We start from the raw sequence: 12,724 nt of genomic DNA on the forward strand, positions 1-12,724 counted from the left end.
ATGTTCCTCACGCGGATGTGGCTGGCCTCAGAGGTTCAGGTCTTGGCTAAAAAGCTGGCCCAACTCAGGCAGCGAAAGGCCTTTCATGTCTTTGACATTGATCCCGCCGTCGATCAACAGACGCTTTTCCGCCAGGCTTCGATCAGCGAACTGGTTGCAATCAAGCGTGTGGCTTAGCGTGAGCATCTGCACCAGGCTCTTCAATCCATTTTGTGCGTCTCTGTCCAGGCCAGGCTTATTGGATTGGCCAGCGACATGGTTGGGCGTGCAGTAGCTGGCCAGCCCATCGAGAACGTGGTTAACCAGGACTTCTGGGGTGAATCCTTGGATTTGCTGTACCGGAAACTGAAAGCAACTCATCTTCCTGAAGGCACTGAGTTGCGAGAAGCCTAGATCGCCAGCAGGAATCTCCATGATCTCCTTGGCGATTTTGGCCAGGATCAGCTCAGGGTTGATCAAAAGCTTTTGATAGCTCGGAAGATGGTGGACAGAGGCGAGCATGGATTCAGCATCGTCTTCAGGCACTATGTTCAGAAGTAAAATGGCACTTTCATGCACGGGTGCGAAATCTTTGCCGGTGAATTTCTTTTGAAGAAAGGGGAGCAGTACCTCGGGCTCGGGTAGCATGACCCAAGGGTTCTCGGTGAGAGACAGTAGGGCTCGTTTAACCGTCGCCCGTGTGGCTGGGTTTGGATGGACGGCGCAGTAATCCACCAGGGCTTCAGGTACTTTTTCGCCATGGATAGAGCGTTCTAATAACAACTCCCACATGGCGTAAAGCACTGTGTCTTTTTTGGCGACGTGCGAGGTAAGCATCCCCGAGCGCTGCAAGAAATCCATCATATTATTGTTTGGTAAGTGTGATGGTTTTTCTAACCTATATAAGATCGAGCTAAAGTCATGCTCCGGTAAAGTGATGCTTCCATCATATTGCTTGCTTGCTAACTTTCCCTGCCTCTCAATTTTATTGCAAGGCCAATGGTGTGAAAGCTCTGTATGGATCAACGCCATCGTGTAGCGACTAGTGACGTCCTTGAAGTCCTCAAGCTCTTCATGGCGTGAATTAAGCTTAGAAAAAATCTGGAACAACTTAATGTTGAAATCTGTCTCGTTAACGGATTCACCAGTTGCCGTTGTCAATGCTACAGGATAGCTATCGTCAGTTGAGCCGAGATCTGGCGCAAGGATATCTTGAAGTTGAACTTCATGATGGCCCATTATTTTAAAGAGTGCATTGTCAGAAAGGCCGAGTTTTACGCCCACCATGAATGGAATCAAGCGGCCTGGCACATTGGTCATCTGATGCCCGCCATAAGTCAATCTGTAACCTACGGTACTTTCAAATAGCAGCGGAAAAAGTTTCTGCTGATCCTGGCTCAGCTCGTAGTAATTGGTGTCCGGATGCTCAGGGATTTCTGAGGTTCCATTTTCCACGTACCACGCTTCCGTGATAGCTAATAGATCAAGTGCTTCATTATCATCATCGAGGTCGTAGGACATGGGAAACCTTTGCTAAATTATAAAAGTTTATTGGTTTATTTTTAGATCACAAGCCCATATCATGAGAAAAAACATCACCCAGATCCTGCAAAGTCAGCCCCGGCAGTTTCTTCACGTCGAGACCCATCATGATCAGGTCTTTTTTGTGGGGCGAGCTTAAGTCATGGAAGTAGGAGTAATCGAAGTCATGGTGGCAGGCCAGGACTTGCACCAGGTCTTTCAGACCAGCACGTGCATTCCGGTCGACCTCGATCTTCTCTTCAGTTCCGTTGTCAGGATAGGTGAATTGATCAAATGCTCTCAGCATGTGCGTTACCAATGATTCAGCAGTGCCTGGTCGTAAACGCTGTGGCATAAGAGTGAGTAAAGGTAGTCGACGCCAGCAGCTGAAGTGGGAATATCCCATTTGATGAAGCGGGACGTTCAAGACTTCTTTGGCCAAGCGACTGATGAGCTCGCTGTTTTGATTGCAAATCAGCTTGTACGCAGCAGCGTCTCCATCCTCGGCACTCATACCTAGAAAGTCTTCAGTACGGTCGAGACTCATGAGGTTCAGCTTGAAGACGTCGCTGTTGAAAATATCATCAATAGCACAGTCGACAAGTACATCCTTCAGGCGCTGAATGGCATAGGCCGGATTAATGGTAGAGTCGTAGCTATCTATGCTAATTGATTTGAGCGCCCTTCGAATAACCGCTTGATCATTTCGGTCGGTGGCGTTTCCGCACGCCAGGAACAACTGCAACGCCATAGGACGGTCAATTAGCAGACGTTTGAGTGTGGTTTCCCACATACCGTAACTGGCGGATCTCTTACGAATCAGATCTTCATTGAACATGCCTGATCTGCGCAAAAACTCTAGTGCGCTATTTTCTGGAAAGCAACTCGTGGAAGATACTTGTTCGATAAATTCGTTGAACGCGGTGTAATGTGGAACCGTATATCCACCGTTTTCAGCAATGATATTGGCCACCTTTTGTAGTCTTGTGCTGTTCCAATATGATGAATCATCACTTTGAAGAAAGGCTATAGTCATTTCTTCATTGTAGTTATTGGATTCGTAAGCATTATTCAGTAATGAACGACCCTTCGGCTTACTATTTAAGGCTTTTATCAATGAGTTATAGAGGTCTTGAAGATTAAAATCCTTGCCTGAATGCGCTTTAAACAGTGGTTCAGTTTCATCGCACGTCATACTACGAAAGTGATCGGGTTCAACCTTGTGATGCAGCATCAGATCAAGAATTTTACTATCTGAAAAGCCATGTTGGATTGCCGCAATAATCGGCGTCATTTGGATTGAGATATATTTCAGTGTCGACTTACTACTGAACCTTATCGACTGGTTGTTTTTGCCATTTTCTGCTCGCTCTTGAAATAATACGGAGTAGTCTTTCAGACCTTGGTCTGCGTACTGCGATTCAGTCAAATTAGGGATCGGTACAGGGCCGTTGCCGTGATACCACTCAGAGGCTAATTCATAGGCTTCGCGACCATAGTCGGTCACATTAAGATTTATTTGGCTCATGGACGCCCCTCTTTTGAAAGAGTATGAGGTATGCGTCCAATTTGCAGCAAGCCAGTGGCACTGGCGGCAGATCCGCCAAGTCGCATGCCTGGCGGCTTTCCCTTAGGGTCTGAAGCTTGGGGATTAGCTCGGGATCTTGGGTATGTCGGCGCAGGTGAGGCCCGGTAGTAGCGTCTCCCAGTAAACCAGTTTGAGATCAATATCGGTGATCGACATACCGCTGTAGTTGGTGATTTCCCAGCGCCCATTTTTCAATTGATACAGAAAAGTCACGTTCGTGATTTTTTGCCACTCTTTGACATTGAGGCCACCCAGGGTTTTCTCATGGAACACGCGGGCTGACTGACCAAGGTTTACCTCGAATGCGCCTGACCAGGTGACCCCATTCAAACGTTGATGCTCTTCGATTTCCCTTGGGAACATGAACTCAGTTTCTTTGAACTGGCCGCTGAACTCGATGAACTCAGAATTCCTGGTCTTCGCATAGGTCTTGCCATTGCATTGGGCAATGTAGGTGTTGAACGTCGATGTTGCCTGCCTGATCGCTTCGGCGTCGACATTCTCGGCAGCAGGAAGGTGTTGTGTCATAAAGGCCGCAGAAACAGCGACCAAAGCGGCAAAAAGCGAACTGCATTTCATCCGTGTCATTCCGTGTGTGAGATTCAGAGCGTTGCGCTCGTTTGGTGGCGCCATTCTGCCAGCAACGTCATTGCTCGCCAAGGCAATTCATGGCTAATGTTTGGCGCGTTCCCTACAATGTCGAATCTCAAAAAACACTAAAGGGGCGACCTCCGTGAAACACAGCGAATTCCACATCGGCCTTGATTTCTACTCGAACGGTGGGTTCCCTTACCGCTGCACCGACGTTGGCCAGCGCACAATCACCGCAATCTGCCTGGATAAAACCAGTGGCCAGTGGTACGCCGGGCCGCCGTACCCGGTGAAAGAGGAGATTTTTGACGAGCTCAAGATCAAGGGGTGCTTTCTCAACGAAGTCGATGCCATCAGGGAAGCTATCGAGGAGAGCGAGAAGGGGATCATGCCGTCGTACCCCAGCAGCGCCATGAGGCGTTTCATGAGCGCCCGGACAGACGCGGATTATCTCGCCTATCCGGACAAGCCGTTACTGCGCCTGAACAAGGTCATGGACGGTGAGATAATCCATCCTTATAGCGTGATCAAGCGGGGCGAGTTTTGGGGCGTGCTGTGCTACCTGCCGTTCGAAGATGAGTATCAGGAGCTGGACGAGTACTTCTTCCTGACGCTGCCCCTCGCCACGGAAGAAGACTACCGGCTGCGCAAGGCCATCAAGGGCTAGATCGTACTTCCCCGAAGGGGCTGGGTTTACTGTCAGCCTCAACACGAAGATATTAAATTGACATCAACCTGTTTCTGGTTAAACTAACCCCACTTAACCAGAACAGGGTTGCCAACATGCAGATTTCCCTTGAGACCGTCGCCAAGACCCAGCACCTGATCGGTAGCGAATTCGGGCGCCAGACGTATCACACCCTTTACGACCTGTTGTCTGAACAGCCGCTGGAGAAGCTGGTGGCCATCTCGGCAGCCAACATCAAGCGTATGGACGCTACCTTTGCCCGCGAGTCACTGGTAGCCCTGGCAAAGCGTTTCCAAGGGCAGCGGGTGTTGTGCCTAATCGACTTCGATGATCGTGACCACCTGGACAACTGCAGCTATGCCGCGCAAAAGGAAGAAGTCACTTTTCTGGCCTGGCAGGGCTCTGAATATCAGGTCGTCGGGCAGCCGATTTCTAAGTCCTGGCTGCGGATTCTAGACTTTGTGCAAGCGAATGGTAGCTCGACCACCAACGACGTAGTGAAGGCTCTAAGCATCAGCGTCCAGAATGCGGGAGGGACTATGAAGAAAATGGTTGATCAGGGTCTGTTGGTTCGCAGGGACGGTGTCTCCCTCACCGGTGGTAGTGAATACCACTATCAGACCGTAAAACCGCCTCGGTAGCTGAGCAAGGGAAGCTTGCCTGGGCAGGTGCGCACCTCGCAGAATGAAGGTTACCGCACTATAAAGCCGGAGCTTACCCATGGATTACAACAAAGAAAAAGCCCTCAAAGTTCTCACGAACGTCATCGAGAAGGCTTTTGCAGCCGGCCATTCGGTAGCCTTCGGTGATGCTCAGTACGTTCAGCGCCGCCGTGGTGAAGAGATCGAAACGGAGAACCAAGTCTTCGAGGCATTGGAATCCGGCATTTTCAAGCTCTGCAAAGTGAGTTACGGCGGTGGGCGAACCGGCGCAGTCGAAGACAGCGAGGTTTACGTCAAGGCCTTTGATCACGGCGACGTCGATCTGCTTGTCGGTTTCCACCAGGGCGCCATGTCCGTCAGGGACATCGATGAAATGATGGTCGGTTTGACTGCAAAAACAGTCCTGACCCAAATGGTTCGTGAAAAACGCGGTTCAGTAGGGAGGGAGGTCGAGCAGGCCGAACTCGATCCTCGTGAGAAAGCATTGAAGGTTCTCACCCACGTCGTGACCAGCGCATTCAAAGCCGGGCACTCTGTAGCCTTTGGTGATAATGAATACGTACAGAAGCGCCGTGGGCAGGAGATCGAAACCGACACTGAGATCCTTGAAACGACGGACTCCGGCATTTTCAAGAAATGCGTTAGGGAGAGAGGCGGTGTTAAGTCTGACACCTACCTTAAATTCTTCGATCACGGCGACATTGATGGCCTGGTCGCTCGCGAAACTGCCAAGCTGTCGATCAAAGAGATCGATGAGATCATGATCGGTGTCTCCGCCAAGACGGTGCTGACGGCCTTGGCCCGCGAGAAACGCCGCCCAGCGGTCGAATCCGACAACGATGTCGGTGGGTTCACGCGTTGAATACCGGCCTGCCACGCCCAGCATCGCCGGCTGACCTGACGGTGGCTCATGGACTTGCACGTTACAACGCAGTCTTTGAGCAGATTGAGACCCTGGTCAAGCTGAGCCCCGAATCGGATGTTGATCTGAGCAGTTTTCGTACCGACCTGGATAATCTTTTGACCGAATTGGGCACGGTGCGCAATTACTGGGTCGCCAAAGGCAACATTCGCTTTATTGAGGATCTCTCAGGTTTGGATGAACGATTGACTGCCCTCATCGGCAGTTGCGCCCACCAGGCTGCGAATGTTCCATTGATGGAGGCCCTCTCAGAGCACTACGAAATCACGTCAGGCATGCTCAAGGAAGCCTGGGACTTGCCTGAAGATTTGTTCGCCAACCTGTATCGAAAAGTGCTCCAGGGCGCTGCAGAACCAGCTTCCACGGCTGCCACTTTCTGGGCATCCAGGCGTAACAAGCCTGAGTTCTTCGATCTGCAGCTAAAATGCCTGATCATTACGCTTCATACCGTCCCAGCTCCCACTACAGCGGTGGCTACAGCTCGCATGGCATCTTGTGTCGAGCCAATTATGTCGACGCTGGCAGATCGAACGAAAATTTCTGCAGTCGTCGAAGCCTTCGCGGCAAACATGACCGTAGTGGCACCTCTATTTCAAGAGTTCGCCAAGGTCTACAAACTCAACCGGGACGCAAAGTCAGCCGCCCAAAAATTGGCAGATTTTGAGAAGGTCGTCCGGATGCCGGCTGAATTTCTCGCGGCGATATACGCTGAGACGCGGGAACCGTCGGTCAGGGCCTTGGCAAAATGCCTTATCAATGACCCTCGGGGGCACATGCCCTATACCTACTTTGAGACGATGGGGCTCCGTTTACCTCAGGAAATGGTTGGTAAGTTGATGGCTACGGAAACGGGCCACACGATGGTTAAGCTGATCGAGCACGCCATCATGGTGCCTGGGTGCAAGTTTTTCCTGAATAACGAGGGAATCAAGCGCCTGGAGCCAGCTGATCGCGCTGAATTGATTGCCGTGGTGGCTCGTGCCGGCCTGGCCGGAAAAGAGTATTGGGGTAGGGCGCAGGAGGTTATGCAGGCTTTGTTGACCCAGGCGGCACATTGGGGCCTGGAGGAAACGGTCAAGCGAGAGCTCTTCGCCAGTGCGATCCCCCCTGAATTCTTTGCAGCGAATCCAAAGTTGCTGACAGCCAAATTCGGCACTGACCTGGGGCTATAAATTTATGAGTAATGCAGTGTCCTCCAAGATCAAGGCCTATGAGGATGCGCTGAAGGCGCTTCTGGATACGGCCCGAAACATGTCGCCTGAAGACACGGCTGACGAACTAAGCAAGCAATTCGGGGCCTTGAAGGCCCAGGGTACTGAGTTGGTCGCCACAGGCCATCTAAAGGCCATGGAAGTAGTCGGCGAGACGCGGGATACGTTCTGCGCCATCATCGAACTGGATGTTCCGAGGTCGATTAAGAATGAAATCGTCCTGGCTCTGATGGCTCACTACACCATTGATGAAAACCTGTATCGCCGTGTGGAGGGGAAAGAAATCTCACCCAAAACCATGCTGGCATTGCATTTACAGCTTTCTCAAATGGATCCTACCAGTGATGAGGTCACGAGTCGTTTAACAGGCCTGCACATCAGCTGTTTTGTTGAAGGGTTTATCGAAACGTTCGTCCTGCGGACGGGACTGGACATGGCGCCTGTCGAATTCCTCAAGACAATTGATTGCCTGAAGCAGTACATCCAATACTCAACGACGCTGTGCTCGGATATAGAGGCAATTGCTGCCCACCTTGAGCAACTGCGACCTGGGCTTGAGCAGGTAATGAGGTTGTTCAACCATGATCCAGGGCCTCATGGTTACAAGGGCCGGGTTGCCGATGCTGTAGCGATGTGGGCTGAATTCTGGGTTGGATTGTATGAAACAACCCAAGATCCGCTGATCAAGGAGCTGGCCACCGTGGCATTCAGGCGGCCAGCAGGGCCATTGGCTTGGCAATCCTATGAACGCATAGGGCTTGTTCGTACGCCCAAATGGCACATGAATGCTCAAACCCAAGCGAAAGGTATTGCGCTGATCTCGTTACACGAGCACGCGATCATTACACCCGATATCGACATCATCTCTCTTGAGCGACCTGATTTTGAGCTCAATCCAGCGCTATTTAATCAGTACGTGAAGATGTTGGCCCGCGTGCCATTGACCAGCCCAGGGGCTCGCCAAAAGACCCAGTTACTGGTCGATAAGCTCATCTCGTACTACCAGAGAAACCCAATAGACAAAATCAAAAGCTTGTTGGTCGGCAGCACCATAGACCCAAGCTTCTTTGCTCGCCACCATCAAATTCTCGGCAGTCGCTTTGCTGCTGACTTAGGCCTATGACCATCATGACGCTATCCGCATGGTGGAAGAAGACCATGGCCAGGGCTGAATCTCATGTCGTCTAATATCGTCGTTCGTGCAAAAACCTATCGAGAGGATCTGGACTTCGAGGATTGCGAGGGTATAGGTAAATACCTTCGTAAACTAGAAATTACGGCCACTCGCAACGGTTCCCAGATGGGGTACCTGCATGGTCATATCTTGCTGCTGGGTGAGGCGCAAAAAGACCTGCAGGTGAGGCGCCTGCTGGAATGTAATGACGAATTTGAGGACATGCTCATCACCTTGTTCAAAGGGCGAATTACGCAAGGCTCCCAAGGTAATTTGATCCTTAATGGGTTTTCTGCGGGTGCCTGTGAAGCGTTTACAGAAGCCCGCATTGACGTGGATAAGCAGCAGGTAACGATTCAAGGTGTGGGAGCGAAAGCTGACATTCTGATAGTGGAAGCGGTGAGGGTGTATGAGGCGTTTCAGTCTCAGGGAATAGGCACCATGTTGATGGATAAGCTCGCAAGCTGCAGAAAGGTGGCTTCGACGATCTATCTCAAAGCGTCACCATTTCGTTTGGAGATTGCTGGAAGCACCGATGAGCAAGTCAAAGAAAAAGTGGAAAAACTCCAACGCTTTTATGAGCGTTTTGGCTTCAGCAGAATTCCGGGTACAGAGAAAGAAATGCTCACAACACCAGGCAGGATGTGGGCGATAGTCAATGAACGTCATGCTGCGCTAGGGGCATGCAACATTTCCACTCCATCAATGGCAGGCCCATAAATGACGACTTCAGCCAGCATCCCATCCAAACTGCCACGGCAGTTGGTCACCGAGTATTACCAGCACTTCAACTCGCTGAAGGCAGCGGTGTTGACGCCAGAAGGCGATCATTTTGACCCCAACGTCTATCGACAGTCGGTTGCCGATCCACTCGAAATGCTGAGAGGCTGTACCCTTGAGATGGCGCTTAGTGGCCATCAGGACTGCTTTGCTAGGTTGGGTATCCACAGCGCTGAACTGATTGTCGCGCTTACGCCTATCTCGTCCAATGAAGCGCTGGCCATCGCACTTGACGAAGTTTCCAAGGCTTTCCCAGTCAGTAGCGATTTTCTGCTCGCGCTGAGAACCTCACCACTCAAGGCTGTTTTGCCAGAAAGGCTTCCAGTTGGATTGATCAAGCAGGCGGTACGCGGCCATGACAAGCCGTTTGAGATGCTCGACAATTACTTGTCTAAGGCCGTGGATGAAGATGTACTACCAATCCTTTTGACTGGCATTGATGCCGTCTTACCGCTGGAGAGCCATGAAGATTTGCTAGGAATGGGGAGGCTATTTAATAACCTCAAGCGGCTGCTAAAAACCAGGTCGAATATTCCGGATGCCATCGAGTGGTTTGGAGCCAATCAAACAGCGCTTTTCCCGATCATTGCCGATGTCCTGGAAGAAGCTAAGCGCCTGCACGACGACGTTACGAGTACAGCTAAAGACAAAGGCGTGTTGCTTTATTTTGCTTTTCCACCTGAGTTTCTCTGCGGTCTACAGGCATCGATCAATCATCCTGTAATTACTGATCTGGCATCGCTGGCGTTGGAGCACCCACGCGGGTATATGGCGTACGCTTACCTTGACAGCATGGGGTTTGCCCAAACGAAGGAATGGCATGCTCAGGCGCAAGCCGATGCGAATTGGAGCAAGCTCGCCAAGCTGCACGAGTATGCGATGGTTACTCCGGGACTCGAGCTTGACCTCAGTCACTTTGACGAACTCGGGGGAGTAGTCTCTATGCATGCTGCTCGTCTGTACACCGAGCTTCTGGCCGAGACGCCGGCCCTCAGTGATGATGCTAAACGTAAGCAGGCATTGATCTTCGATGCCTTGGTCAGACACTGCGCAGATCAAGATTTTGGAGACAGAATCCGAGCCCTAATCATCAACGGCAATATCCCGAAAGAGTTGTTCAAGAAGCACTTGAATCTCCTGGGTGATCGCTTTCATCAAGATCTTGGACTTTAAGGGAGCGGTGACCGTGACAAAAACACTCAATGAATGGATCAAGCAGAAAGCCTTCAACCAGATCAGCGATCACTTCAGTGCTTGCCTGGAGTCAGTAAAAAAGGTCGCTGAAAGCGGCAACGATGAAGATGTCAAGCTGAGGGAGTTTCGTAAAGACCTTGGCCCTGTCCTGGATGACCTGAAAGCGGCTGCAGAGGCCATTGCTAAGGCCGGCTACATGGAAGGCTACAGCCAGCTGGCGGATCTCCAAAATGAATTGGTCAGTATTGCCGTTTTGGTTGAAAATGAATCTGCAAAAGACGTCCTGATTGGCGAGATTAGTCGTCGCTTTGCCATCAGTGAAGCGTTTAACAGGCAATGCCGGGCCAAGGGGCATGCCACACGCTTGGCTGTGTTCCGGGATATGCTCTTGCAAGAAAGTAACCCAGAGGATCTTGCAAGACGTGAAATCGGCCCGATGCCCGAGCCGATATTCCTCCCAGCGTTATTAGTGGGTTTCGAGTGCTCGATGCCGCCATTTAAGAGCATGGAACCAGAGAAATTCACTTCACTGTTGGTTGAGCTGGAGCGATTTCTTTGCACGGACACCGAGACTCGGGTTCAACTTGCTGTCGAGTACCTGGCGGCGCACATGAAAGCGTTTCGTTCAGGACTTGAAGCGCTCCTTGAGGGGACGGCGGCTATGAAGAGTCCGGCTTCGCAAGCGGTGGTTGAGGATCAAACCGCTCTCAGGCCCCATTTGCTGGCGGGACTGTACGCATTAACCCAAGATCCAGTGTTGCTGCGCGTGGCCGAGTTGGCGGTCAAATCACCGTCAGGGGAGCTTCCCTACGCCTACCTGGAAAGGATGGGCGTAACGCGGTCTGCCGAATGGCACTTTGAAGCTCAAGGCAAGGCTAAGGATGACAAGCGAATCGCATTGTACGAATTTGCCCTGATGACGCCAGGTTACGAAATCAATCCGGACATCAAGCTACCCTTGCAGCCGTTCGAGGTAAAAGAGTTCATCACGCTGTTGAAAAGCGAGGCGGGAGAGGGGCCTGAGGGTGTCCGCAAGCGCCAGGAGCTCTTTGATCTGATGGCCAACCTGTGTGGTAAAAATGATCCTGGTCAACAAATCAGGTCACTGCTCGTCAAGAGTGATTTACCGAAGGAGCTCTTTAAAGGTCACCTGAATCTGTTGGGTGATTCCTTTGGCCGCGATCTGGGTATTTGAGGAAATGAGCATGTCGGATACCCCCAAGGTCATCACCGGGCGCCAGCTCAAGGCAGACTACATCGATTGTTTGTCGACGTTACGCACCAAGGCGACGACCTTTGACAATCACAATTTCGACTCGGAGAGCTACAGGGTCGAGATTGAGGCGGCACTGCTGAGGCTTAAGGCGAGTATTGCAGCGATTGGCCAATCGGGGTTCATGGATGCGATCTCCTTGCTCGGTAAATTCAACAAAGAACTGGTTTCTGTTGTTAATTCGGTTACGTTCCCAAAAGCCGGCACACTGCTGGTGGAAGCGCTAACGTCTCAGTTCGAAGTAGGACAAGACATCCTGGACAGTTTTGGGCCTCGAGACCCTCAGCTGCGACGCAAGATGCTGCGTAGTGCCTGGTCTCAATCGGATGAGCCCGAGCAACTGGCCAGGCGAGAAGTCAGCAAAATGTTGGATGGACATGCTCCAGTTCCGGAAATATTGACCACCTTCATGACAGGACTTGAGTGCTGCAGTCCACCTTACAAGGATTTTGACGCACCTGAGCTGGTAGTCCTTTTCAACGAACTATATCTTCTCCTGTTGGACGACTATGAAAAACGTCTTCCGTTAGCCATCGAGTCTATCGCCGCCAACATGCGCATTTTTGCCACGGTGGTCAGGCATCTCCTAGACTTTGTTGCAACCGTACAGGACGATATCAAAAGGCGATTTGTTTCATACAGGCTTGGGTTCGATGCACAGTTTCTGGTTGGCGTGTATGAGCTTACGCAGGATCCGGTGATCAAGGCGTTGGCAGAGTTCACCATGGACAGACCCAAGGGGTCGATGGCCTACACCTACTTTGATCGCATCGGGGTGAGCCGTTCCCAGGAATGGCATTTTCAGGAGCAGGAGCGCACTACTAATGCGATTCAGCGTGCCTGCCTGTATGAATACGCGGTGACTACGCCTGGATTTGAGGTAAATCCATCAGTCATAGAGCCGATGAATGAGACTGTTGTACAGACTTGCCTGACTTCGCTGGAGACAGTACCGCTGAACAGCTTAGAAGCGCCCAGGAAACGGCAACTGGTTTTTGATGTGCTGGTCAACGAGTCAAAGATTGACGCAACGGGCAAGATCAAACGCCTGCTGGCCGGCGCCGACTTACCCATCGAATTGTACAAACCGCACCTGAACCTCCTCGGCGAGCGTTTCGGTAGCGACATGAATCTTTAAGGG

General features: G+C 51.3%; 12 protein-coding genes. 9 read left to right on the plus strand and 3 right to left on the minus strand.

What is annotated here, in order from left to right:
- Positions 1-27 precede the first annotated feature (27 nt).
- The 3 genes from NQL71_RS36255 to NQL71_RS36265 all read right to left on the minus strand — a co-directional run bounded on the left by NQL71_RS36255 (position 28) and on the right by NQL71_RS36265 (position 3,748).
- Positions 28-1,500: a hypothetical protein gene (locus tag NQL71_RS36255; protein ID WP_274644437.1), complete on the minus strand. Its 1,473-nt coding sequence runs from the start codon at positions 1,498-1,500 to the stop codon at positions 28-30.
- 46 nt (positions 1,501-1,546) lie between these two features.
- The gene (locus tag NQL71_RS36260) at positions 1,547-3,028 is read right to left on the minus strand and encodes a hypothetical protein (protein ID WP_274644438.1); all 1,482 of its coding nucleotides are present in this window, start codon (positions 3,026-3,028) and stop codon (positions 1,547-1,549) included.
- 123 nt (positions 3,029-3,151) lie between these two features.
- Positions 3,152-3,748, minus strand: a complete 597-nt coding sequence (locus NQL71_RS36265; RefSeq protein ID WP_274644439.1) for a hypothetical protein — start codon at positions 3,746-3,748, stop codon at positions 3,152-3,154.
- Between the two features lie 73 nt (positions 3,749-3,821).
- On the opposite strand from NQL71_RS36265, the gene NQL71_RS36270 reads away from it, so the two are divergent.
- The 9 genes from NQL71_RS36270 (at position 3,822) to NQL71_RS36310 (ending at position 12,721) form a co-directional block, all read left to right on the plus strand.
- Positions 3,822-4,346: a hypothetical protein gene (locus NQL71_RS36270; protein WP_274644440.1), complete on the plus strand. Its 525-nt coding sequence runs from the start codon at positions 3,822-3,824 to the stop codon at positions 4,344-4,346.
- A 116-nt stretch (positions 4,347-4,462) separates the two neighbouring features.
- A complete protein-coding gene (locus tag NQL71_RS36275; protein ID WP_274644441.1) occupies positions 4,463-5,008 on the plus strand; it encodes a MarR family transcriptional regulator in 546 nt (181 codons plus the stop codon).
- A gap of 79 nt (positions 5,009-5,087) precedes the next feature.
- Positions 5,088-5,891, plus strand: coding sequence for a hypothetical protein (locus NQL71_RS36280; protein WP_274644442.1), 804 nt, complete (start codon positions 5,088-5,090; stop codon positions 5,889-5,891).
- Positions 5,888-7,123 (plus strand): hypothetical protein, encoded by a 1,236-nt coding sequence (locus NQL71_RS36285; RefSeq protein WP_274644443.1) that lies wholly within the window; start codon positions 5,888-5,890, stop codon positions 7,121-7,123. The genes NQL71_RS36280 and NQL71_RS36285 overlap by 4 nt, the downstream gene beginning before the upstream one ends.
- Positions 7,124-7,139: 16 nt before the next feature.
- The gene (locus NQL71_RS36290) at positions 7,140-8,285 is read left to right on the plus strand and encodes a hypothetical protein (protein WP_274644444.1); all 1,146 of its coding nucleotides are present in this window, start codon (positions 7,140-7,142) and stop codon (positions 8,283-8,285) included.
- Positions 8,286-8,339: 54 nt separating this feature from the next.
- A complete protein-coding gene (locus NQL71_RS36295) occupies positions 8,340-9,056 on the plus strand; it encodes a GNAT family N-acetyltransferase (RefSeq protein ID WP_274644445.1) in 717 nt (238 codons plus the stop codon).
- Entirely contained in the window at positions 9,057-10,289 is a 1,233-nt protein-coding gene (locus NQL71_RS36300; protein WP_274644446.1) for a hypothetical protein, read from the plus strand. It begins immediately after the preceding gene.
- Positions 10,258-11,505 (plus strand): hypothetical protein, encoded by a 1,248-nt coding sequence (locus NQL71_RS36305; protein WP_274644447.1) that lies wholly within the window; start codon positions 10,258-10,260, stop codon positions 11,503-11,505. Before NQL71_RS36300 ends, NQL71_RS36305 begins: the two co-directional genes overlap by 32 nt.
- Positions 11,506-11,515: 10 nt before the next feature.
- The gene (locus tag NQL71_RS36310; protein ID WP_274644448.1) at positions 11,516-12,721 is read left to right on the plus strand and encodes a hypothetical protein; all 1,206 of its coding nucleotides are present in this window, start codon (positions 11,516-11,518) and stop codon (positions 12,719-12,721) included.
- The last annotated feature ends 3 nt before the right edge of the window (positions 12,722-12,724 follow it).

The organism is Pseudomonas serbica (genome assembly GCF_028823535.1).
In the GTDB taxonomy this organism is placed as follows: domain Bacteria; phylum Pseudomonadota; class Gammaproteobacteria; order Pseudomonadales; family Pseudomonadaceae; genus Aquipseudomonas; species Aquipseudomonas serbica.

Coding starts and splice junctions, on each gene's coding strand:
- NQL71_RS36255 (WP_274644437.1), bottom strand. CDS start 1,500: ATGTCCTACGACCTCGATGATGATAATGAAGCACTTGATCTATTAGCT.
- NQL71_RS36260 (WP_274644438.1), bottom strand. CDS start 3,028: ATGAGCCAAATAAATCTTAATGTGACCGACTATGGTCGCGAAGCCTAT.
- NQL71_RS36275 (WP_274644441.1), top strand. CDS start 4,463: ATGCAGATTTCCCTTGAGACCGTCGCCAAGACCCAGCACCTGATCGGT.
- NQL71_RS36280 (WP_274644442.1), top strand. CDS start 5,088: ATGGATTACAACAAAGAAAAAGCCCTCAAAGTTCTCACGAACGTCATC.
- NQL71_RS36295 (WP_274644445.1), top strand. CDS start 8,340: ATGTCGTCTAATATCGTCGTTCGTGCAAAAACCTATCGAGAGGATCTG.
- NQL71_RS36300 (WP_274644446.1), top strand. CDS start 9,057: ATGACGACTTCAGCCAGCATCCCATCCAAACTGCCACGGCAGTTGGTC.
- NQL71_RS36310 (WP_274644448.1), top strand. CDS start 11,516: ATGTCGGATACCCCCAAGGTCATCACCGGGCGCCAGCTCAAGGCAGAC.